This window comes from Janthinobacterium sp. BHSEK, from assembly GCF_056174685.1.
On sequence record NZ_JBWBYV010000016.1, the window covers coordinates 15,717 to 38,674 of the forward strand.

The 22,958-nt window shown below is 64.5% G+C and carries 16 protein-coding genes; 10 read left to right on the forward strand and 6 right to left on the reverse strand.

What is annotated here, in order from left to right; translation table 11 throughout:
* Positions 1-125: 125 nt before the first annotated feature.
* Positions 126-1,496 carry a nucleotide 5'-monophosphate nucleosidase PpnN gene (gene ppnN / locus AC0V2Y_RS07705; protein ID WP_034782951.1) on the reverse strand — a complete coding sequence of 457 codons (1,371 nt, stop codon included), beginning with the start codon at positions 1,494-1,496 and terminating at the stop codon, positions 126-128.
* Between the two features lie 368 nt (positions 1,497-1,864).
* Between ppnN and AC0V2Y_RS07710 the strand changes: the two genes are divergently transcribed.
* The 4 genes from AC0V2Y_RS07710 to AC0V2Y_RS07725 all read left to right on the forward strand — a co-directional run bounded on the left by AC0V2Y_RS07710 (position 1,865) and on the right by AC0V2Y_RS07725 (position 6,226).
* Positions 1,865-3,313 carry a peptide MFS transporter gene (locus AC0V2Y_RS07710; protein ID WP_475418329.1) on the forward strand — a complete coding sequence of 483 codons (1,449 nt, stop codon included), beginning with the start codon at positions 1,865-1,867 and terminating at the stop codon, positions 3,311-3,313.
* A gap of 131 nt (positions 3,314-3,444) precedes the next feature.
* Positions 3,445-4,122, forward strand: coding sequence for a UPF0149 family protein (locus AC0V2Y_RS07715; protein WP_475415162.1), 678 nt, complete (start codon positions 3,445-3,447; stop codon positions 4,120-4,122).
* Positions 4,123-4,134: 12 nt separating this feature from the next.
* Positions 4,135-5,829 (forward strand): hypothetical protein, encoded by a 1,695-nt coding sequence (locus AC0V2Y_RS07720; RefSeq protein WP_475415161.1) that lies wholly within the window; start codon positions 4,135-4,137, stop codon positions 5,827-5,829.
* Positions 5,830-5,842: 13 nt separating this feature from the next.
* A complete protein-coding gene (locus tag AC0V2Y_RS07725; protein ID WP_475415160.1) occupies positions 5,843-6,226 on the forward strand; it encodes a hypothetical protein in 384 nt (127 codons plus the stop codon).
* A 9-nt stretch (positions 6,227-6,235) separates the two neighbouring features.
* Here AC0V2Y_RS07725 and AC0V2Y_RS07730 read toward each other — a convergent pair whose 3' ends face one another.
* The gene (locus tag AC0V2Y_RS07730) at positions 6,236-6,463 is read right to left on the reverse strand and encodes a hypothetical protein (protein ID WP_436495566.1); all 228 of its coding nucleotides are present in this window, start codon (positions 6,461-6,463) and stop codon (positions 6,236-6,238) included.
* A 144-nt stretch (positions 6,464-6,607) separates the two neighbouring features.
* On the opposite strand from AC0V2Y_RS07730, the gene AC0V2Y_RS07735 reads away from it, so the two are divergent.
* Positions 6,608-7,801 (forward strand): prenyltransferase/squalene oxidase repeat-containing protein, encoded by a 1,194-nt coding sequence (locus AC0V2Y_RS07735; protein WP_475415159.1) that lies wholly within the window; start codon positions 6,608-6,610, stop codon positions 7,799-7,801.
* On the forward strand, positions 7,794-8,741 hold the full coding sequence (locus AC0V2Y_RS07740; RefSeq protein WP_475415158.1) for an AAC(3) family N-acetyltransferase: 948 nt from the start codon (positions 7,794-7,796) through the stop codon (positions 8,739-8,741). Before AC0V2Y_RS07735 ends, AC0V2Y_RS07740 begins: the two co-directional genes overlap by 8 nt.
* On the opposite strand, the gene hepB is transcribed toward AC0V2Y_RS07740, so the two are convergent.
* Together hepB and AC0V2Y_RS07750 are read right to left on the reverse strand one after the other, a co-directional pair.
* Positions 8,724-11,600, reverse strand: coding sequence for a heparin/heparin-sulfate lyase HepB (gene hepB, locus AC0V2Y_RS07745; RefSeq protein ID WP_475415157.1), 2,877 nt, complete (start codon positions 11,598-11,600; stop codon positions 8,724-8,726). The genes AC0V2Y_RS07740 and hepB overlap by 18 nt on opposite strands.
* A gap of 170 nt (positions 11,601-11,770) precedes the next feature.
* Positions 11,771-14,032 carry an OPT family oligopeptide transporter gene (locus AC0V2Y_RS07750; protein WP_475415156.1) on the reverse strand — a complete coding sequence of 754 codons (2,262 nt, stop codon included), beginning with the start codon at positions 14,030-14,032 and terminating at the stop codon, positions 11,771-11,773.
* Positions 14,033-14,404: 372 nt separating this feature from the next.
* Here AC0V2Y_RS07750 and AC0V2Y_RS07755 point away from each other — a divergent pair, with 372 nt between their 5' ends.
* Positions 14,405-16,732 carry a penicillin-binding protein 1A gene (locus tag AC0V2Y_RS07755; protein WP_475415155.1) on the forward strand — a complete coding sequence of 776 codons (2,328 nt, stop codon included), beginning with the start codon at positions 14,405-14,407 and terminating at the stop codon, positions 16,730-16,732.
* 174 nt (positions 16,733-16,906) lie between these two features.
* Here AC0V2Y_RS07755 and AC0V2Y_RS07760 read toward each other — a convergent pair whose 3' ends face one another.
* Positions 16,907-17,560, reverse strand: coding sequence for a TetR/AcrR family transcriptional regulator (locus AC0V2Y_RS07760; RefSeq protein ID WP_475415154.1), 654 nt, complete (start codon positions 17,558-17,560; stop codon positions 16,907-16,909).
* A 361-nt stretch (positions 17,561-17,921) separates the two neighbouring features.
* Between AC0V2Y_RS07760 and AC0V2Y_RS07765 the strand changes: the two genes are divergently transcribed.
* Both AC0V2Y_RS07765 and AC0V2Y_RS07770 read left to right on the forward strand, forming a co-directional pair.
* Positions 17,922-18,836 (forward strand): lipase family alpha/beta hydrolase, encoded by a 915-nt coding sequence (locus AC0V2Y_RS07765; RefSeq protein ID WP_475415153.1) that lies wholly within the window; start codon positions 17,922-17,924, stop codon positions 18,834-18,836.
* A gap of 10 nt (positions 18,837-18,846) precedes the next feature.
* Positions 18,847-19,794, forward strand: coding sequence for a lipase secretion chaperone (locus AC0V2Y_RS07770; RefSeq protein ID WP_475415152.1), 948 nt, complete (start codon positions 18,847-18,849; stop codon positions 19,792-19,794).
* A 59-nt stretch (positions 19,795-19,853) separates the two neighbouring features.
* Here the strand turns inward: AC0V2Y_RS07770 and AC0V2Y_RS07775 are convergent, their stop codons facing one another.
* Positions 19,854-21,617: a methyl-accepting chemotaxis protein gene (locus AC0V2Y_RS07775; protein WP_475415151.1), complete on the reverse strand. Its 1,764-nt coding sequence runs from the start codon at positions 21,615-21,617 to the stop codon at positions 19,854-19,856.
* A 340-nt stretch (positions 21,618-21,957) separates the two neighbouring features.
* On the opposite strand from AC0V2Y_RS07775, the gene AC0V2Y_RS07780 reads away from it, so the two are divergent.
* Positions 21,958-22,902, forward strand: coding sequence for a 5'-nucleotidase (locus AC0V2Y_RS07780; protein ID WP_475415150.1), 945 nt, complete (start codon positions 21,958-21,960; stop codon positions 22,900-22,902).
* The last annotated feature ends 56 nt before the right edge of the window (positions 22,903-22,958 follow it).

A 22,958-nucleotide genomic window follows, 5' to 3' on the forward strand; every position in this document is an offset into this window, starting at 1 on the left:
GCAAGCGATTTGATTGCCTGTGGCGGCGAAGGAACACGATGGGGGCATGGATGGGAACGCGGATGCAAAAACGCCGCCCGCCCCTTGCAAACACAGGGGGCGGGCGGCGCTGGCTGGAAAACGGCTTATTGGACCACGGTATAGCAAGGCACGTAGGCCGTGCCCGCCAGCTTCATGCGGTGCTGCGCCACGAACGAGGCCAGCAGCGCATCCATGGGGCCGGCGATGGATTTATCGCCGTGGATCTCGAAGTTGCCGTGCTCTTCGATCGAGCGGATGCCGTCATCCTTGACGTTGCCCGCCACCACGCCGGAGAACGCGCGGCGCAGCTGGGCCGCCAGCAAGTGCGTGGGCTGGTTCTTGTGCAGGCTCAGATTGCGCATGTTTTCATGCGTGGGCTGGAACGGCTTCTGGAACTCGTGATCGATCTTCAGCAGCCAGTTGAAGTAATACGCGTCGCTGTGCGCCTTGCGGAATTCGCGCACCTGGCGTATGCCTTCGAGCATTTCGCGCGCCACCAGTTCCGGGTCGTCGATGATGATCTTGTAGCGCTGCTGCGCTTCCGGCCCCAGGGTGTCGCTGATGAACTGGTTGATCTGCACGAAGTACTCGCGCGACGTTTCCGGGCCCGTGAAGATCAGCGGGAACGGAATCTCGGCATTGTCCGGGTGCAGCAGGATGCCGAGGATATACAGAATCTCTTCGGCCGTGCCCGCGCCGCCGGGGAAGACGACGATGCCGTGGCCGGCACGCACGAACGCTTCCAGGCGCTTTTCGATGTCCGGCATGATGACGAGGTCATTGACGATGGGGTTCGGCGATTCGGCCGCGATAATGCCCGGCTCCGTGATGCCCAGGTAGCGGCCATTGTGCAGGCGCTGCTTGGCGTGGCCGATGGTGGCGCCCTTCATGGGGCCCTTCATGGCGCCCGGGCCGCAGCCGGTGCAGATGTCGAGGCCGCGCAAGCCCAGCTGGTAACCCACTTCCTTCGAATAATTGTATTCGGCGCGGTTGATCGAGTGCCCGCCCCAGCAGACGACCAGGTTCGGGTTGAGCTGGGTTTGCAGCACGTTGGCGTTGCGCAGGATGTGGAACACGGCGTCCGTCACGCCTTCCGTGCTCTGCAAGTCGAATTTCGGGTTGCCCGTCACTTCATCGCTGACGAAGATGATGTCGCGCAGCACTGCAAACAGATGCTCGTGGATGCCCTTGATCATCTTGCCGTCGACAAAGGCGATGGCTGGCGCGCCCTTGATGTCGAGCTTGATGCCGCGCTCGCGCTGGATGATGGAGATTTCAAACGACTGGTAGCGCTCCAGCAGGGCGCGGCCATCGTCGATGGTGCTGCCGCAATTCAAGACCGCCAGCGCGCAGCGGCGGAAGGTGTTGTACAGGCCGCCCTGGCTGGTGTCGAGCAGTTTGTTGACTTCAGTCTTGGAGAGCACGTCCAGGCGGCCTTCCGGTGAAACCAGAGTATCGATAACGTCGTGTTCCATAATGCGAAAAATCCCTTTAAAAATCGATGCTCGAAGGTCTTGCAGCCTTAATATACGACAAGTCAGGCAAGTTGTGCTGTACCGCCGCAAAATCGCCCAGGCCATCCTTGCCTGCAAACCGGTTTGACCAATATGAAACAGTCATTCTTGCTAATGCGAATGGAAACCTTCGCTCCACGCAATTTGTAGATTAGAATGCCAGCCTATTGGAATTCCCGTGCGTACGGTTCTTCATGAGAGTCCCCGCCGCCCGCAGGCTTCCATAAGTTCGTTGTATCGATTGACTATAATAATTTTTCAGGAGGAACCGCATGAGCGGTGCGACTACGCCCAACAAGGAAGCCGTTATTCCCGAGTTCAAGCAGATTATGGGCCATCCAAGCCCATTGTGGATGTTGTTCATGACTGAATTCTGGGAACGCTTCGCGTTCTACGGAGTTCGCTGGGCGCTGGTACTGTACATCGTGGCCCAGTTCCACGGCGGTGACGGTTCGGGACAGGCAGCGGCCAACCTGACCTACGGTTCCTTCCTCGCGCTGGTGTACGCCGGCGCCCTGTTCGGCGGCTACATCGCCGACCGCGTCATCGGTTACCAGCGTTCCATCCTGCTGGGCGCCATCTTCATGGCTGCCGGCCTGTTCTGCATCTCCGTGCCGAACCAGGACATCTTCAACCTGGGCCTGGCCACCATGATCGTCGGTAACGGCATGTTCAAGCCGAACATCTCGACCATGGTCGGCAAGCTGTACACGACGGCCGATCCGCGCCGCGACAGCGGTTTCACGATCTTCTATATGGGTATCAACATGGGCGCCATGGCAGCCCCTGTCTTCACCCAGTGGCTGGCCGAGTCGATCTTCGGCACCAGCGCCATGCCGTCGTACAAGATGGTCTTCATGGCGTCCGGCTTTGGTATGCTCATCAGCCTGGTATGGTTCGCCATCGGCCGCCGCGCCCTGAAGGGCATCGGCGCTCCGGAAGCCGGCGCCGACAGCCCGATGCGCGTCGTCTGGGTGGCCATCGGTTCCCTGTGCGTAATCCCGCTCGTGTACTTCCTGCTGACAGTGGATGCGGACAACCTTGCTATGGTCCTGTTTGCACTGTTCGCCGGCCTGGCCGTGATGCTGATGATCGAAGGCATACGCAACGGCAAGGTGGCGCGTGACAAAGTCATCGCCATGCTGCTGATCTTCGCATTCAACATCCTGTTCTGGATGTTCTTCGAGCAGGCTGGCAGCTCGTTTACCTTCCTGGCTGACAAGATCGTCAACCGCGACCTGGGCTTCTGGATCTTCCCGACCGCCTACTTCCAGACCGTCAACTCGGTCGCCATCATCGTCTTCGCGCCGATCATCGCCGCCGTCTGGGTCTTCCTGGCGCGCCACAACGTCAACCCGTCGATCCCGCGCAAATTCGGCCTGGGCTTGCTGGGCAATGCGCTGGCCTTCGGCCTGCTGATCTTCGCACTGTCGAGCCTGGTTGGCGCCGACAACAAGATCCCGTTCTGGACCCTGGCCACCGTGTACGTGCTGCAATCGATCGGCGAGCTGTGCCTGTCGCCTATCGGCCTGTCGATGGTCACCAAGCTGGCGCCAGTGCGCCTGGTGGGCCTGGGCATGGGCGGCTGGTTCCTGTCGACCGGTATCGGCAATAGCCTGTCGGGCATCTTCGCCAGCCACGTCAGCGGCACCAGCGGCATGTCGGTGCAGTCGGCCCTGTCCGGCTACACCTTCGGCTTCTGGTCCTTGCTGGGCGCCGGCGTGATCCTGTTCCTGATCGCACCGCTGATCAACAAACTGATGCATGGCGTGAAGTAAGCGTCTTGCTGTAGATCAAAACGGCGGCCTGCGGGCCGCCGTTTTTCATTCCGGCGCCGGTTGTTGCCTTGGCGGGCGGTACAATACCGCCAGGGCCACCGGCCACTCCACCCACATCACCAAAGAATATTATGTCCAGCATCTCCACCACCACGCCCCTCTCCGACGACGAATACGCCGAACTCGACACCCTGCTGGCTGCGCCTGCCCTGGCCGGCCGTGCCATGGATGTGTCGATGCTCGAAGGTTTTCTCACGGCCGTCGCCCTGAGCCCGAAACAGATCGCGCCGGAACAGTGGTTGCCATGGGTGTGGGACAAGGCGGCCGGCAGCGCCTTGCCGGCACAGGGCGAGGCCAGCGAACGGGCGGCCAGCCTGGCGCAGCGCCACCATGCCTACATGGTCGAATGGCTGGCGAAGGACCCGGACAGCTTCGAACCCATCTACGTCTGCGGCCCCGAATGGAGCGTGCCCGCCTGGTGCGCCGGATTTATCCTGGGCACGAGCCTGGACAAGCCCCAGTGGGCGGCCCTGGCCGTCAGCCATCCTGAGTACCTGGCGCCGTTCCAGCACCTGGCCACGGCCAGCGAACTCGATGACGAGGCGGCCGAAACGGCCATGGATGGCGTGATTCCCGCTGTCATCGCCATCAACGGGGCCTGGGCGCGCCAGCGCCATCTGAAACAAAGCCAGCCCGGCGCCACCGTCTTGCGCGAACTGCCGAAGACGGGCCGCAACGACCCGTGCCACTGCGGCAGCGGCAAGAAATACAAGAAATGCTGCGCCGACGCCGATAGCGCGGCCGGCTAAGGACGCATCTCCTTGCGCCAACTGCTGACGGCCATCCTGCGCTTCCTGCTGCGCCACGCGCTGCAGTTCGCGCTGTTCATCGCCATCCTGCTGGCAGGACGATTGCTGCTGGCCGAATGGCGCAGCTACAGCGCCGGCAGCGAGGCTGTCGCCGCGCTCAGGCTGGCCGCCGATGACGCCAATAGCCATGGCGCCAGCCTGGCCGAGGCGGCCACGCTGCGCGTCAACGCCTTGCAGCACGCCTCGCACGCGGCCATCGCGGCACGCCTGGCGCAAGTGCAGGCGCAATTGGCAGCCTTGCGCGCGCAGCGGCAGCCGTCGCTGTTTTCCCTTCCCCTGCCCGACACGAGTACCCTGGCCTTGCATGCGCAGGAGGAAGCCACGCGCCGCGTGGAAATCGAAGTGCTGGCGCAGGAAGCCCGTTACCTGACCGCCCTGCAGGCAGCGATCGGCGGCGAGGATGCACGCCAGACGCTGGCGCGCCTGCATGCTGAGCATGTACGCGCGTATGCCGCACTGCAAAATAATGGGCGCCAGCGCCGGCAGCTGGAAGCGCAGCACCCCGTGGCGGCGCGCCTGCCCGGCAGCGACGCTTACGCGCAGCTGTCGCAGCTCGAAGCGGAGGGCCAGCGCTTGCGCGAGATCAATCTGCAAGCGTATCAGGCCTGGCTGGCGCAGCGCGCGCGCACCAGCAATGCTGCCCGCCCCGCGCCATTCGCCATCGACGAGCCAGCGCTGGCCGGCGCGCTGGCGCCCGTACAAAAGGCGATTGCATCAGGCGAAGAACAACTGGCGCGCAACTGGATCGCCCGCTGGCGCGCGCCCGTGCTCGACGTGGCGCCCACGGCCGCCCTGCTGGTGCTGTCGGCCATCCTGCTGCCCGCCACCATCAAGACCTTCTTTTACTTCGTGCTGGCGCCCATCGCTTCGCGCCTGAAGCCCTTGTCCATCGCGCACGCGCTGGACGTGACGGCCACTGCGCTCCCCCTGCCGCCCGATGGCCAGTCCCGCATTTCCGCCGTCTCGCAGGCGTTGCAGCTCAAACCCGGCCAGCAGATGCTGATCCATCCCGCATACCTGCAATCGTCGCCCGTCGGCACGCATAAACGCACGCAGTGGCTGCTGGACTGGCGCTTTCCCCTCACCAGCCTGGCCGCCGGCATGGCGGCGCTGACGCGGCTGGAAAGCAGCGAGCCCGCATCCGTGACGATCTCCGCCAGCGACGACCCGCTGCTGGAAGTGGCCGTCGTGCACCTGCCAGCCGGCAGCGCGCTCGTGTTCCAGCCACGGGGCCTGGTGGGCCTGGTCTGCGACGCGGACCGGCCGCTGGCGCTATCGAGCCACTGGCGCCTGGCCAGCCTGCACGCCTGGCTCACATTGCAGCTGCGCTTCATCGTCTTTCGCGGCCCCGTCACCCTGATCGTGCGCGGCTGCCGCGGCGTGCGCCTGGAACGGGCGGGCCAGGGCCGCTCCATCAGCCAGTCCGCCACCCTGGGCTTTACTACCGACGTGCTGTACTCGACGATGCGCAGCGAAACCTTCCTGCCCTACCTGCGCGGCCAGCAGGCGCTGCTCAACGACCGCTTCGACGGCGCCCACGGCGTCTACCTGTACGAAGAAACCCCGCGCCACGGCAAGCAGCCGGGCAAGGTGGGCAGCTGGTTCGAGGGTTTTACGGACGCGATCTTGAAAGTGTTCGGCATCTAGCCGAAGAGACCATATGAACGACTTCCTGTTTGCCGATTTTCTCGAAGACCAGGCCGCGTATGCGGCGGCTGAGGCCTACTGGCAGGCGCGCCTGGCCTTCCTCGACGGCCTGTGCGCGCCGTATCTGCGCACCGCGTTTGCCAACGGCCAGCCTTTTTATGACGGCAATCCCATCGTCAACCTGGCGGACCGCAACGCCGGCAAGGCGGCGCGCATCGTGCAGCAATGCCCGCAGGAGTGCGGCCCCGGCTACACGAGCTTCGGGCAAGCCATCGAGCTGGCCGGCAGCGATGGGCCGCATCGGCCGGCGCAGGAAAAGATCATCGTGCTGACCTTGACGCAGGCAACGGCGCAGAAGGCCATCGATGAACTGCGCGCATGGTTTGCGCCAGCGTAGGGCTGCCGGCTACGCCGCGATCGAATGCGACACCGTCAGCCACTCGCCCGGCTGCAGATTCGCCGCCGCCTCGCGCGTGGCCAGCACGCTGTCCGGGTCCAGGTCGGACCGGTTCAGCTTGTAGGAATAGGCGAAATCGTCGGCATCGAAGGCCTGCCCCGCCTTGACGTAATACTTGAAGCCGACAAACGAGTCGGGATTGGTGACGACCGAATACTCAAGCGTGACACTGTTCATGGCTGGCCTCGTCGATAACGGTGAAGTGTCCATTATGCGTCAATTCCGGCGGCAGCGACGCGGCGGCCAATCCTTGCGGCACGTCAATAGGCCTGCCGATGGCCGGCGCTACAGTAGCCTGAGCCAACCACCGAATGGAATGCCATGCGCGCCTTGCTCGCGAAGATACGGAACACACTGGCGCCGCGGGCGGGCCTGCCGGCGGCGGCGCGCATGGAGCGGCTGTCGGACCGGCGCGGCCTGCCCGCCTTTGACCCCGGGCCGCAAGCCGTCGTCGAGGCCTGCACGGCCTGGCTATGCGCGGCGCAAGACCATTCCAGCTCGAACGACGGCGGCGTCGCGCGCGACTACAGCCTGCTGACAGGCTGGTCGAGCTCCTACCCGGAGACCACCGGCTACATCATCCCCACCATGATCGCGCTGGCGCAGCGCACGGGCGACGAGGGTGGGGATGATGCGCTGCACGGGCGCGCGCGGCGCATGCTCGACTGGTGCGTGGCCATCCAGTTCCCCGCAGGCGGTTTCCAGGGCGGGAAGATCGATTCGACGCCGCGCGTGCCCGTCACCTTCAACACGGGCCAGATCCTGCTTGGCCTGGCGGCCGGCGTGGCAGCGTACGGCGACGCCTACCAGGACGCCATGCACGGCGCGGCACGCTGGCTGCGCGACAGCCAGGATGCCGACGGCTGCTGGCGCCGCCATCCGACGCCGTTCGCCAGCGCCGGCGACAAGGCCTACGAAACGCACGTGGCGTGGGGCCTGTTCGAAGCGGACCGCATCGCACCGGGCCAAGGCTATGGCGCGGCCGGCCTGCGCCAGGTCGACTGGGCGTTGACAAAACAGCGTCCCAACGGCTGGTTCGCCTCGAACTGCCTGGACAACCCGCTGCTGCCCCTGACCCACACCATCGGCTACGCCCTGCGCGGCGTGCTCGAAGCGCACCGTTATTCGGCGCGCGCCGGCCTGCTGGACGCCGCCGCGCGCACCGGCACGAGCGTCGCCAGGGCCGTGGCGGCCGACGGCTACCTGGCTGGCCGCCTCGGCCCGGACTTCCAGCCTGGCGCCGATTACGCCTGCCTCACGGGTTCCGCGCAAAACGCGCATTGTCTGTTCCTGCTGTACCAGCGCACGGGCGAACGGCGCTACCTCGACGCGGCGCGCCGCTTGAACAGTTACGTGCGGCGCGCGGTCTGCATCGACGGCCCCGCGCACGCACGCGGCGGCGTCAAGGGCTCGTTTCCCGTCGATGGCGACTACGGCACCTGGGCTTACCTGAACTGGGCCGCCAAGTTCTGCATCGATGCCAACCTGCTGGAACTGGAATTAGGCCATGCTTGACGGGGCCAGGCGCGCCGCCAGGGCCGCGCTGGAAGCGTGGCGCCGCGCCGCCAGCGCCCGGCAAGTGCGCCACGACGCCCCACACGTGACGCGCGCCGGACTGGCCGCCGGTCTGGCGCGGCTGGGCATCGCGCACGGAGACACGCTGTTCGTGCACTCGTCGCTGAAAAGCCTGGGCTATGTGGAAGGCGGCGCGGCGGCCGTGGTCCATGCCCTGCAGGACGCCGTCGGCCCGCAAGGCACCCTGCTGCTGCCCACCTATTACCTGCCCGGCGGAACCGTGCGCGCCACCTGCGCCATGACGAACTATGTGTTCGACCCGCGCCGCCATGGCACGCACATGGGGCGCCTGCCCGAAGCGTTCCTGGCAAGCGGCAATATCCACCGCAGCATCCACCCCACCCACTCCGTGTCCGCGTGGGGCCGCCATGCCGTCCGTCTCACCGAGGCGCATCACCGCGCGCCGTCGATCTTCGGCGTGGGCTCGCCCTGGCAGCGCTTCATGGGCTGCGAGCAGGCCAAGGTGTTGGGCCTGGGCATTTCCATGGGACCGGTGACGTTCTATCACGCGCTGGAAGACGCCATGGGCGACGCCTTTCCCGTCCCCGTGTGGGAAGACAAAACAGAACTACTGGCCTGCCTGGACCACGCCGGCCGGCACTGGGACGTGCCCGTACGCCCCTTCGATCCGGCCATCGCGCAGCGCCGCATCGACCATCCGGGCCGCGGCGACCTGCGCGATTATTTTGCGCGCGAATTCGACGCCGCGGGCCTGCGCGTCAACGGGCAAGTGGGCCACGCGGCGGCGTGGGCCATCCCGGCGCAGGCATTTTATGACCACCTGCGCCAAATGGCGTCCGAACACATCACGATCTACGCCAGCGCGGAAGAACTGGCGGCGCGGCCCGTCGCCGATGGCGCCTTACGGCACGGCCGGTGAGGCTGGCAAGGCCGCCGCGCGCGCCGTTCCCGTCCCGTTGCGCTGCAAATCGTACATGCCTGCGCCGCTGGCGACGAAATACAGGGTGCCCGCCTCGGCATTGACCTCATCCTCGATGGGGCCACCCGTACCGCGCTTGCGGACAGTCCAGCGCCCCTCCTGCAAATCCGTCACCAGCACCTGCATGGACGCGCTTTGCGCCGGCAGTTCGACAGTGATGGTCCCGCCGAGCGGCAGGCCGCTCCTGGAAAACAGCACCACGCGGTCCTTGATCTGCACGCCGGCCAGCAGCGGCGAGGCGATGGCCGTCGTGGGCAGCGCTGGCAGCGCGCTGCCGGCATCCATCACCTGCATGACATTGAGGAACAAATCCGTTTCGTTACCCGTCGGCGGCGAGACTTCCAGCCGCCAGGCGCCCGCTTCCTCGGTCGAATAGTCCGCTTCGGGCTGGATAGGATAATTGGTGCCGCCGACGCTGAACTCATTGCCGCTGCCGCCCACCTTGGCCAGCACGGCATTCGCCGGCAGCAGGGTGCGGTTGATCAGCTTGCCGTTGTACTGGTAGCGATGGTTGTAGTCCCACTCCGTGCGGCGGACCACCGCGGTGTCGCCGGCGATCTCGGGCTCGGACTGGCTGTGCAGCAGCCAGGTCTTCCTGAATCCCGCATCGCTGGCGCTGACCCTGTCGAAGACGACCAGGGCGGCCGGGTGATCCCCGTCCTTGAGATTGAGGAACACGAACGAGCGCTGGAACTGGCGCACCTTGCTGCTGTACGCGGCCGTCAGGTCGCCCTTGATGTAGCTGAAGTCCGGCGCCTGCGCCTGGGGGCCGGACTGGTGCCGGAGGACCGTGGCCACCTTGTAGCCGTTGGCCAGTTCCGCCAGGGTTTGCGGCTCCTCGCCAGGAAAGCGCTGTCCGCCGTCATTGGCATAACCGTCAAAACTCTCGCTGGGGTCATACACCAGCATCGTGTTATGCGCGATGCTGCGCTTGTGATAGTTCATGTCGTGCGTGCTGCCGTATTCCAGGACAATGGCGGGATCGGTCACATCCCTGCCGCTGTAAATGCCCGAATCGATGGCAAGGCCGCCCTTGTAGTAAATCTGGAAATGCCCGGCGTCGTAATGCTCGTGGTTGCCGAACCAGTCGCCGCCCAGCTTCATCGTGGCCACCACATGGCCGGACTCCGCCTGCATGCCATCGGTCCAGCCCGTGCGGGCGATCATCAGGCCGCCCGGGTCCGGAAAATACTTGGTCAACGGCAAGGTGGCGGGACTGGGCGTGCTGTCCATGGCCGTGTTGCCCAGCAGCACAGGCCACAGGCTGTCCCGGGGATGGATAAAGCTGGTCGACTGCTGCGACGACTGCGTCAGGTACTCGTGCTTCAGGGTGGGATTGTTGTAATAGGCCGCCGGCAGCAGGAAGGCCAGCGGTTCGCTCCAGTATTGCGTGCTGTTGGTGTACGAGGAATGGTAGACGTCGCCATCGCGCATCCATTGCCCGTCGGGGCGGCGCGCATACAGCCAATGATACGGCGTCATCTGCTGCACGGGATCGAACACGGGAGCGGCGCCCATGCGCCGGAACAGCCATGCGGCGTACATGTCCGCCAGGAAGCGCACCGTGCCGTAGGATGCCCCCTGATGAAAGGCTTGCGCCGCGTACGCATAGTTGCGCGGCGCAATATAGTCGGCAAAGAAGCGTCCGGCAACGATGTTGTAGACCAGCGGCGCCTCGTCATAAAAGGCGATGGCGGCCGACAGCTGGTCGCGCAGCAGCTGGTTGTCGCTGCCATGGCCCACGACGGCGCCCTGGCGCGAGGGCGGAAAGCCGATTTCCATCGTCGCGGCGATCTGCGTGAAGCGCGTGACGACATAGGCGCGCTGCTGCGCGCTCATCAGCCTGTAGCACCAGTCATACACCATGGCGCTGGCCAGGATGATGTCGCCTTTTTCGTTCGGGTGGCTATACCCGGGTGAAAAGCGCACGGCCGCCAGGTAGTCGAGCAGCATTTGCACGGCTTCGCCGCCCCGCTGCGCCGACGCCGGCGCGCCACCGCCTTCATACAGCAGCGAGAACAGCGCCTTCGCCTTGATCCGGCTCACGACTTCGGTCTGGTGGTTCGTCGCGGCCGGGCCGCCGGGCACGAACGGCGGCAGCGCAACCACGGCCGGCGCCTGGATAAACGCATGCAGGACCGTGCGGTGCTGCGCCATCTCGGCCGCATTCGACTCGAAACGGCCGCGTATGGCGGCCAGGTCGCCCACCCGGGCAAACAGGCGCGGATGCTCGCCTGGCGGCGGCAGCACGGTGGGCAGCGGGTACGCTCCATAGCCTTGCGGGACAAAGTCGGCGAGCGCCGTCACCAGCAGGCAATCGATGCCCACGCCGCCGTCACGGTACTTGAGCTTGAGTTCGCGCACGCCGGCCGCCAGCCAGCGCGTGACGGGCACCCAGGTCCACTGCGCGGCCTGGCCGGCGATGAACGGCACCGCTACGCTGGCATAGGCGCCGTTGTCGAGCGCCAGGTACAGCGAGGCGGCATCCGCCGCCGGCGCCAGCACGCGCAGCCAGACCGTGTAGTTGCCGGCGCGGGGTACGGCCACGCTGTACGACAGCTCGGCCGCCGCGCCCGGCGTATCGGCGCGCGCCAGGTCCGCCGGCGTGGACAGGTAGCTGCCGCCGGAAACCACATTGCTGCCGAGATACTCTTGCGTCCACGGACCGCCTGGCGCCCCGGCCTCCGCCTCGAACATGGCTTCGACGGGAAAAGACGCCGCCTGCAGCGCGGGACTGGCCGCCAGCAAGGCGACATGGATCAAATATTGCAACTTGTGACGGTATCGCAGCTTGAACATTCCTGGCACCCCATTTTGTTGTATTTTAAATATCAGCAACGATACACCATGCGGCGTCAGTCCGATTGTATTTTTACAACAAATACCGGCGGCGGCCCGCCGCGCGCATAAAAAAACCGCCCGGTATCACTCCCGGGCGGTTTTGGCTGGCAATACGGACCGGCCGCGCGCTATGCCTGCGGCGCCTTCTTCTCGCGCGCCACGAAGTACAGCAGCACGATGATGGCCGCATACGGCAGCAGAGACAGCGCATCCGCATTCAAGCCCGCGTAGAACGGATTGCCGTGTTCGGCCCAGTCGGCCATCATCTGGTCGAAGTGCGTGAGCACGCCCGCCGTGATGGCGATGATGATGCCGGCCAGCGCGCCGCCGGCGATGTAGCCGGACGCCAGCAGCACGCCAGAGCTGCGGTCGCCCGCCAGCTGGCGCTCTTCCTCGTTCAGCTTCGCGTTGTGTTCCAGCTTGTTGTTGCGGCGGTCCGCCAGCCAGCGCACCAGGCCGCCGACGAAGATCGGCAGGGTGGAGGACAGCGGCAGATACACACCCACGGAAAACGCCAGCGACGGGATGCCGGCCATTTCCAGCACCACGGCAATCATCACGCCGAACAGCACCAGGGTCCACGGCAGCTGCTGGTCGAGGATGCCCTTGATGATGTAGGACATCAGCACGGCCTTCGGCGCATCGTATTTCTTCACTTCCGAACCGTCCGGTCGCTTGCTGTAGTGGCCATTGATGCCCGGGTCCACCAGGTAAGCCAGCTGGCCATCATCCTTGACAAAATACTTGCCGGCCGGGCCGCCCACGGTATCGGTCTTTTGCCAGACTTTATACGTATTGTGGTCGCTCTCGGCTTGCGGGCCATGCAGCGCGCCCGTCACCGTCAGCTTCGATGCATCGACCGTCAGGCCGGGCGCCACCTGCGCGGCCGGCACGTAGACGGTGCTCGCCTCGTTCAGCTTCAGCAGAATCGGACCGAGGATCAGGGCCGACGACAAGGCGCCCGCCAAAATCGCGTACTGCTGCAGGCGCGGCGTGGCGCCGACCAGGTAGCCCGTCTTCAAGTCTTGCGAGGTGGTGCCCGCATTGCTGGCGGCGATGCAGACGATGGCGCCCACCGACAGGGCCGTCACATAGTAACGCCCGCCCGTCCACCCCATGATCAGGAAGATCAGGCAGGTAAACAGCAAGGTGGCCACGGCCATGCCGGAGATCGGGTTCGACGAGGAGCCGATTTCGCCCGTCAGGCGCGACGACACGGTGGCGAACAGGAAGCCGAAGACGAGGATCAGCAGCGCGCCGAGGAAGTTCATGTGCAGCGGCGTGGCGAAGGTGATCACGGCGATGATGGACAGGCAGCCGATGACGACCCATTTCAGGGGGATATCCTGGTCCGTGCGCAGGGTGGAATCGCTCTTGACGCCCTTGCCGATGCCTTTCAGGCCGGCCGACAGGCTCCGCCAGATCATGGGCATGGCGCGCACCAGCGAAATCAGGCCGCCGGCGGCCACGGCGCCCGCGCCGATGTACAGCACGTAAGCGCTGCGCACATCGTCGGCGCCCATTTCGCTGATCAACTTGGTGCCCGGCGAAAGCACGGTGGTCAGGCTGTCGCCGAAGAACTTGATCATCGGGATCAGCAGCAGATACGACAGCACGCCGCCGGCCGCCATGGTGGCGGCAATGCGCGGGCCGATGATGTAGCCCACGCCCAGCAATTCAGGGGAAATCTCGGCGCCGATGGAGCCGCCCTTGAGCGGCGCGGCAAATTCCACGCCCGGTGTGTCCTTCCAGCCCTTGAACGAGATATTGAAGACTTTATACAGCAGGCCGACGGCGAAACCGCCGAAGATGATCTTGGCGCGGCGCTTGGCGTCCAGCGCCGCGGCCGAGTCCTTCTCGATGCTTTCGCCGGCGGCGATGCGCGATTCTTCCGTGGCGGCCGCCTTCAGCACTTCGGCGCAGGCCGTGCCTTCGGGGAATTTGAGTTCCTTGTGCTGGTCGACGATCATGGTGCGGCGCATGGGGATCATCATCAGGATGCCCAGCAGGCCGCCGAGGATACCGACCAGCATGACTCTAGAGATTTCCAGGTCGAAGCCCAGGATCAGGATGGCGGGCATGGTCACGCCCAGGCCGAAGGCCAGCGATTCGCCGGCCGAACCGGCCGTTTGCGTGATGCTGTTTTCCAGGATCGAGGAATCCTTGCCGCCCACCTTCTTGGCCAGGCCGAACAGGGTGATGGCGATCACGGCGACGGGAATCGAGGCGCTGACGGTCAGGCCCACTTTCAGCACCAAGTACAGCGAGGAGGCGCCAAAGACCATCCCCAGGATGACGCCCATGAACAGCGCGCGGAAGGTCATTTCGGGCAATTTCGCGTCGGCCGGAATATACGGCTTCATGGCGCTCGGTGTTGCATCTTTTGCCATACAAAGTTCCTTAGTCTTGTAAAATAAACAGCCCGGATCTAAGTAACCCTCGGGAAATTAGTGTGAATTTATGACGAACAGAAGCGGATGCTATGCAAGGCGCTCACTGCGACGCAGTGCGAGCACTGCTAGCAGTGAGCAAGCCTCGTCGGCCACCTTGCAGAGCGCCGGTTATGGAAGTCAGAAATCACAATAATTTATTGGGGGTTACTTAGGCCCGGGCTATTTTCTTGAAGCCGTGACTATCGCACAGGCGCGTTTCGATGAAAAGGTTTTTTGCTCCCCGTCCCGGCGCCTTGCCCGCACGGGAAGCGCCGCCGCATTGGTCTATAATCGCTGCCACCGTGCCCTGCACGCTCACGTGAGACTGCCTTGACTGCCAAACGATCCGGATTCCCCTGGCCTTCCCGCCGCGCCACCGTGCGCGCCTTCATCCTCGCCGGCGGCGCCGCGCTGGCCGCCGCCGTGCTGCTGGCCGCTTATCTGTTCCTGTACGTGCGCCCCCGCCTGCCCGAACTGGGCGTCATCACCGATTACCAGCCGAAGATCCCGCTGCGCGTGTACACGGCCGACAATGTGCTGATCGGCGAATTCGGCGAAGAGCACCGCGACTTCGTGCCGATTGCGCAAGTGCCGGAAATGATGAAAAAAGCCCTGCTGGCCATCGAGGACAGCCGCTTCTACGAACACCACGGCATCGACTTCGTGCGCGCCGGCGGCGCCGTACTGTCGAACCTGCGCCATGGCTTCGGCCACGGCGGCGGCTCCACCATCACCATGCAGGTGGCGCGCAATTTCTTCCTGACGCGCGAAAAAGTCGCCTCGCGCAAGCTCAATGAAATCATGCTGGCCCTGAAGATCGAGGCGGCCTTGTCGAAAGAGCAGATTCTCGAGCTGTACATGAACCAGATGTACCTGGGCCAGCGCTCGTTCGGCTTCGGCAGCGCCGCGCAGACGTATTTCGGCAAGCCCTTGTCCGAACTGTCGATCGCGGAAATGGCCATGCTCGCGGGCCTGCCGCAAAACCCCTCGCGCCACAACCCGATCAGCAATCCGAAAAAGGCGCACGCGCGCCAGCAACTGGTGTTGAAACGCATGCGCGAACTCGATTACATCAGCGAAGGCCAGTACCGGCAGGCGCTGGCGCAGCCGCTGCATGTCAATACGCGCGGCAAGCAGGGTTTCGACACGCACGCCGAATACGTGGCCGAACTGGCGCGCCAGGCCGTGTTTGCGCAGTTCAAGGAAGACAGCTATACCAAGGGCATCAGCGTCTACACGACGATCCTGAAGGCGGACCAGGATGCGGCCTACGCCTCGACGCGCCGCAACGTCATCGCCTACGACCAGCGCCACGGCTACCGCGGCCCGGAAACCTTCATCGACATGCCGGCTGACGCAGAACAGCGCGACGACGCCATCGATGCTGCACTGCAAAAACGCCCGGACAGCGACGGCCTGATCGCCGCCGTCGTCACGGAAGTCGCCAGCGGCAAGGTGGTAGCCGACACGGGCGACGGCGACGCCAAGGCCATTACGGGCGACGGCTTGCGCTTTGCCGCCCCGGCCCTGTCCGCCAAGGCGAGCGCCGGCATCAAGCTGCGCCCGGGCGCCGTGATCCGCATCAGCCAGGACGCCAAGGGCAACTGGGCCATCACGCAAGTGCCGCTGGTGGCCGCCGCCTTCGTTTCGCTCGATGCGGACACGGGCGCCTACCACGCCATGGTGGGCGGCTTCGACTACAACCTGCAAAAGTTCAACCACGTCACGCAGGCGTGGCGCCAGCCCGGTTCGGCCATGAAGCCCTTCGTGTATTCGGCGGCGCTGGAAAAAGGCTTTTCGCCGGCCACCCTGATCAACGACGTCCCCCTGGAAATGCAGGCGGGCGGCAAGGTGTGGGCGCCGCAGAATGACGATTTCAAGTTCGACGGCCCCATCACCATGCGCTACGCGCTGGCGCAATCGAAGAACGTGGCCTCGGTGCGCATCCTGCGCGCCTTGGGCGTGCCGTACACGCACGACTTTATGGAAAAATTCGGCTTCGACCCGGCACGCCAGCCGAACAATCTCACCATGGCGCTGGGCACGGGTTCCGTCACGCCCGTGCAGATGGCGGGCGCCTACGCCCTGTTCGCCAATGGCGGCCACCAGGTGGAACCGTACCTGATAGACCGCATCATCGACGCCAAGGGCACCATCCTGATGCAGACCAAGCCGCCCGCGCCGAACGACGACAAGACCCTGGCGCTGGACCCGCGCAACGCCTTCGTCATGGACAGCATGCTGCGCGAAGTGGCGCGCACGGGCACGGGCGCGGCGGCGACGAAAAAACTGGGCCGCACTGACATCGCCGGCAAGACGGGCACCACCAGCGACGCCGTCGATGGCTGGTTCGCCGGCTACGGCGGCGGCATCGTGGCGGTGGCGTGGATGGGCTATGACGAACCCAAATCGCTGGGCGGACGCGAATTCGGCGCCACCCTGTCCATGCCGATCTGGATCGACTACATGCGCACTGCCCTGGCAACGCGCCCGCAAATCACGCGCGACGTGCCGGCGGGCCTGAGCCAGGTTGACGGCGAATGGCTGTACGATGAATTCATCGACATGAATGGCGTGAAAACGCTGGACATGGACGTGGAGACGCCGACGGATCCGGCGGCGCTGCCGGAAACGCTGCCGCCGGAAACCACGAACTGACGCAGCTATCTTGTCGGATGACGCTTCGCTAATCCGACCTGCCTCTTACTGCATCAATCACCAGTATCTTGTCGGATTACGCTTCGCTAATCCGACCTACCTCTTACTGCATCGATCACCAGTCGTAGGTCGGGTTAGCCGGGACGGCGTAACCCGACAAGTACCGCCGGGGGTTTACGCAGCGGTCATGCTCAAATATCCGCGCACCGTGCCGACCACGCTGTCGGCGAAATCGTCGACATTGACCTTCGCGGCGCGGTACTTCCAGCGTTTCACGTACCAGTCCTGGAACAGGGCCAGGCAATGCGCCGCCAGCAAGGTGGGATCGCCTTGCGGCTTCGGCGCGATTTCGGCGATGGTGGCGGCGATCAGGGTCTGCACGTAGAGTTCGGAATTTTTAGCCATGCTGCGCTGCTCCACCTGCAGCACGCGCGAATCCATGAAGACGAAATAAAACCACGGCTGCAGCACTTCGGACAGGTAGATCGACGAGCGTATCATCGCCTCCAGGCGGTCCAGCGGCGACTTCACGTCAACGAACAGCAGCGGCAAGGCTTGCGTGGCGTGGCGCACCACGTCCTCGATCATTTCCGCCAATTGATCCTTGCTGGTGATGTAGCCATACAGGCCACCCATCGACAACCCCGTCTCGCGGCACAGGTCGCGCAAGCTCATGGCGCGGAAGCCCACGTCATTGGCCAGGCGGAAGGTGGCGACGAAGATGCGTTCGAGATTTTCCAGCGCCGGCTTGCGGCGCTTGACGCCGATGCGCTCCGCGTGGCGGTCAAGAATATATTCCCAGATGTTTTCGCCATTTAAGGGCGTCATCTGCTGAAACTGTTCAAAATTAAAATGGGTCGACAAGTGCATTCCCAAGTAACGGTGTATGAGCAATGTAAGACAGCACCTGGGCGGCGCTGCAAGACGGCGGGACGGCTGATGCGGGGCCGATTATAGCTCAGGAAAACAACTATTTGACCTTTCAACTATGCAATGACTACATACGCAACGCCAAATTCCCACAGTTATTGCGCTGCATCATGCAATTCAAATGCAATTTAAATCCAGCGGTGCTACATTCAAAAAACCGAGCGCTCGCTATATTTAACGCATCGATAGAATGTGAAGGAGCACGCGGTTCATCGCTACAGCATCGACATTTCCATATTATTCAAATAACGGAGACAAAATGAAGACTCGCTTTTGGCAACTGCTATCCACCCTTCTGCTTTCCCTCGCCATCCTGCCCGGCAGCGCCAGCGCCGCCGGCTACACGCAAACGAAGTACCCGATCGTGCTCGTGCACGGCCTGTTCGGCTTCGACAAGCTGGGGCCCGTCGACTATTTCTATGGCGTGCCCGACGCCCTGCGCAGCGGCGGCGCGCAAGTGTATGTGACCACCGTGTCGGCCGCCAACAGCACGGAAGTGCGCGGCGAGCAGCTGCTGTCGCAGGTGCGGCAGATCCTCGCCGCCACCGGCGCGGCCAAGGTCAATTTGATCGGCCACAGCCACGGCGGCCCCACGGCCCGCTATGTCGCTTCCGTGCGGCCCGACCTGGTGGCGTCCGTCACCAGCGTGGCCGGCGTCAACAAAGGTTCCAAGGTGGCCGATATCCTCAGCGGCGCCATTCCCAACACCAGCGGCGCGCTGGGCAATGCGCTCGCTTCCCTGATCGGCATTTTGTCGGGCAACAAGGGCTTGCCGCAAAACGCGGGCGCCTCGCTCGCCTCGCTGTCCACGGCCGGCTCGCTGGCTTTTAACAGCCGCCACCCGCAAGGCGTGCCCACCTCCGCCTGCGGCGAAGGGGCCTACCAGGTGCAGGGCGTGCACTACTTTTCGTGGAGCGGCGCGCAACCGTACACGAACGTGCTCGACGTGGGCGACCCGGCGCTGGCGGCCATCAGCCTGGCCTTCGGCGGCGCCAAGAACGATGGCCTGGTCAGCAGCTGCTCCAGCCACCTGGGCAAGGTGATCCGCGACGACTACGCCATGAACCACCTCGATGAAGTCAACCAGTTCGTCGGCATCGTCAACCTGTTCGAGACGAACCCCGTCACCGTCTTCCGCCAGCAAGCCAACCGCCTGCAAGGCCTGGGACTGTAAGGAGGCTGCGATGCGCACGAACGCGAGATGGCTCATCGGCGGCAGCCTGGCGGCCCTGGTCCTGTACCTGGCATTGCGGCCGGGCGAACCGCCCGCCCCGCCGCCGGAGAAGGCGGAACCGGACCTGTTCGCGTTCGTGCGCTCGATGGAAGGCACGCGGCCCGACGGCAACGTGACGGTGGCCACCGGCGACAAGCTGGTGGTCGACGCGGAACTGGGCCATCTGTTCGACTACTACCTGGCGGGCCTCGGTGAAAAGCCGCTGGCCGCCATCCGCAGCCAGATCGAGGCGGAACTGGACAGGCGCCTGGCGCCCGTCCCCGCCCGCGAAGCCAAGCGTCTGCTGGGCGCTTATCTGACCTACAAGCAGGCGCTGGCCGGTGCGGAACAGGCCTTGCCGGCGCAGGCCGATCCCGCCGTGGCGGCGCGCGCGCGCCTGCAAACGATGCGCGCCCTGCGCGGCAATTATTTTACGCCCGAGGAAAGCGCAGGCCTGTTCGGCGCCAGCGACGCGTATGACGACGACGCCGTGGCGCGCATGGCGATCCTCGGCGATACGTCGCTCGATGAAGCGCAGCGCCAGGCGCAATTGACGGCGCTGGACCAGAAAATGCCGCCCGCCCAGCGCGACGCGCGCGACGCGCCCGTCAGGGTGGCGCAGCTGGACGCCTCGGTGAAGGCGTTGCGGGCCCAGGGCGGCGGCGAGAATGAAGTCTACCGCCTGCGCGCCAGCACCTTCACGCCGGCGGCGGCGGCGCGCCTGGCGGAACTGGACCGCGAGGAATCGCAGTGGCAGCAGCGCATCATCGCGTATCAGGCACAGAAGGCGCGGCAGGCCGAGCTACCTGGCGGTGCGCAGGATGCGGCAGCCCTGCAGCAGCTGCGCGACGCCAGTTTCACGCCGGATGAACAGCGCCGGCTGGGCGCCTACGAACAGGCGCCGCCGGCCACGCCTTAGACAACAAAACGGCCGCGCGAGGCGGCCGTCCGGTAGCGCATGCTGGCGCCGTCAATCCGTCAAAACACTTCCCACTCGTCGTCGCGCGGCGCGCTCTGGCGCGAGGATGGCACGGCGTGCAGGGCCGGGCGGCCAGAGTTGGGGCGCGATGCGGGACGCGGTGCAGGACGCTGCGGTGCCGCGCTGGCCACCGCGGCGCGCGGCGCAGCAGGCTTCGCGCGCGCGGCCGGCGCCTGCGCGCCATCGAGCTTGAAGACGCTGACCACCTGGGCCAGCTGGCCCGATTGCTCCTGCAGCGATTCGGCCGCGGCGGCCGCCTCTTCCACCAAGGCCGCGTTTTGCTGCGTCACCTGGTCCATCTGGCCGATGGCCTGGTTGATCTGGTCGATGCCCGAGCTTTGCTCCTGCGTGGCCAGGCTGATTTCCGCCATGATGTCCGTCACGCGCTGCACGCTGGCGACGATTTCCGCCATCGTGCTGCCCGCCTCGGCCACCAGCTTGCTGCCCGTGTCGACGGCCACCACGGAGTCGCCGATGAGCGTTTTGATTTCCTTGGCCGCCGCCGCCGAGCGCTGCGCCAGATTGCGCACCTCGGTCGCCACCACGGCAAAGCCGCGTCCCTGCTCGCCCGCGCGCGCCGCTTCCACGGCCGCATTCAGGGCCAGGATATTCGTCTGGAAGGCGATGCCGTCGATGACGGAAATGATGTCGACGATCTTGCGCGACGAGTCGTTGATGGCGTCCATCGTTTCGACCACCTTGCCCACCACGGCGCCGCCCTTCACGGCCACGCCCGAGGCGGAGAGCGCCAGCTGGTTGGCTTGCTGGGCGTTGTCGGCGTTTTGCCGCACGGTGGACGTCAGTTCTTCCATCGACGACGCCGTCTCTTCCAGCGAACTGGCCTGCTCTTCCGTGCGCGATGACAGATCCAGGTTGCCGCTGGCAATTTCCGACGAGGCCGTGGCAATCGTCTCCGTGCCGCCACGCACCTGGCCGACGATGTTGACCAGGCTGGAATTCATGTCTTTCAGCGCCTGCAGCAGCTGGCCCGTTTCTTCCGTCGTGTGCACCTCGATCCGGCTCGTCAGGTCGCCCGAGGCCACCGTTTGCGCCACTTTCACGGCCGAATTGATCGGCTGCGTGATGGCCCGCGTGATGTAGGCGGCGCAGCCCATGCCCAGCGCGGAGGCCAGCAAACCGAGGATGACCATCAGGCTTTCCGAGCGGATCACGGCCGCGCTGCCTTCCTTGACGCTGGCATCGGCCACGCCGTTATTGAGCTTGATGATCTCGTTGAGCGTGGCTTCGGCCTTGCCGAACAGCGCGCGCGAATCCAGGTACTGCTTGTAGAACGCCACGAACAGCTCTTTCTGCCGCTGCTCGTCACGGTTGTCGGCCAGCTGGCGCAGGATGGCGCGCACCTTGTCGTCGTCCGCCTTCCAGGCTGTCCACTCGCCCTGAAAGCGCTGCCACAGCACGGCTTCCTCGGGAGTTTGCGGCAGCGGCTCGTACAGCTTGCGGCCCGCCTCGATATTCGTCCAGGCCTTGGTGCGCAGCTGCAGCGCTTCCGCGAACTTGTCCTGTGCCTGGTAATTGTTTTCATAGATGGCGGCCGTCAGGGTGGCGGCGGCGACGGCCGTCTGGCCTTCGCTGATCATCATCAGGCCCTGGATCGATGGCAGGCGCACCACGCCGATCTCATTGACGGCGGTGCCCACGGTGGCGATGCCCGTATAGCCGCTGATGCCCACCACCAGCAAGGCCACCATCATCACGGCGACGAGCGTCGCCAGCTTCCATTTGATCAGTAAATTCTTAAACATGGCTAGGTCCTTTATAAAGTCACGACGACTGCTGGCGAAGTTGGGGCTGGCATGTTCGAGTAAAACAGCTGACACTTGTATAAAGGTGGCGGGGATAGGGCGTACGCTTCGTTACAATTGGCGAGATTTCGTAAGTGGAAGCATAGTGGAAAATACGCTCGCTGGCTGCTACATACTTGATACAAAACAAGATTTCTTTCTTTACTGTGGCGCATATTGCACAGGGGACAGAAAAAACGGCCTGGCGCCCCGCTTTGGTGCAAAAAATCCCCATAGGCCACTATTGGCTACGCAGTTGATAGTCGTATAAGATGAGCAACAAGCAAACAACGGACAGACCATGGCTTATCCTATCGAACACAAACTGGTGATCGGGGTCGCATCCAGCGCCCTGTTCGACCTGGCCGAATCGCATCAGGTCTACCTCGACAACGGCCCCGAGGAGTACCGCAAGTACCAGGAAGCGCATATCGACACGGTGCTGCCGCGCGGCGTGGCCTTCCCCTTCATCCGCCGCTTCCTGAACATCAACAAGCACTATCCGCGCCAGTCGCCCGTGGAAGTGGTGCTGTTTTCGCGCAATTCGCCGGAAACGGGCTTGCGCGTGATGCATTCCATCGCCCACTACGGCCTGGACATCTCGCGCGCCGCCTTCATGACGGGCAAGTCGCCCTACCCTTACCTGCCCGCCTTCAACGCCTCGCTCTTTCTCAGCGCGAACGAGGACGACGTGCGCAGCGCGCTGGCCTGCGAGTATCCGGCCGGCCTGGTGCTGCCATCGCGCACGGAAGACGACGAAAGCGACGAGGAATTGCGCGTGGCCTTCGATTTCGACGGCGTGATCGCCGACGACGAGGCGGAAACCGTGTTCAAGCGCAACAATGACGTCGATGAATTCCACGCCCATGAAACCCTGAACGTGGGCACGCCGCACCGCCCCGGCCCGCTGGCCGGCCTGTTCCAGAAGCTGGCTACCATGCAGCGCCTGGAAGAAAAGGCGCAGCGGCGCGACCCCGGCTACAAGAAAATCCTGCGCATCGCCATCATCACGGCGCGCAACGCGCCCTCGCACGAACGGGTCGTGACGACCCTGAAAAGCTGGGGCGTGGCGGCCGACGAGACGTTTTTCCTCGGCGGCATGGACAAGTCGCGCGTGCTGTCCGTGTTCAAGCCGCATATCTTCTTCGACGACCAGTTGAGCCACCTGAAATCAGCGGGCGGAACCATCCCGATGGTGCATGTCCCGTTCGGGATTGCAAATATGCGTGCGGGCGATGGTCTATAATCCTGCCTGTCAGCGCCGTCACTGGCGGCGCGGCGCGCATCACAGCTGTCCCACTC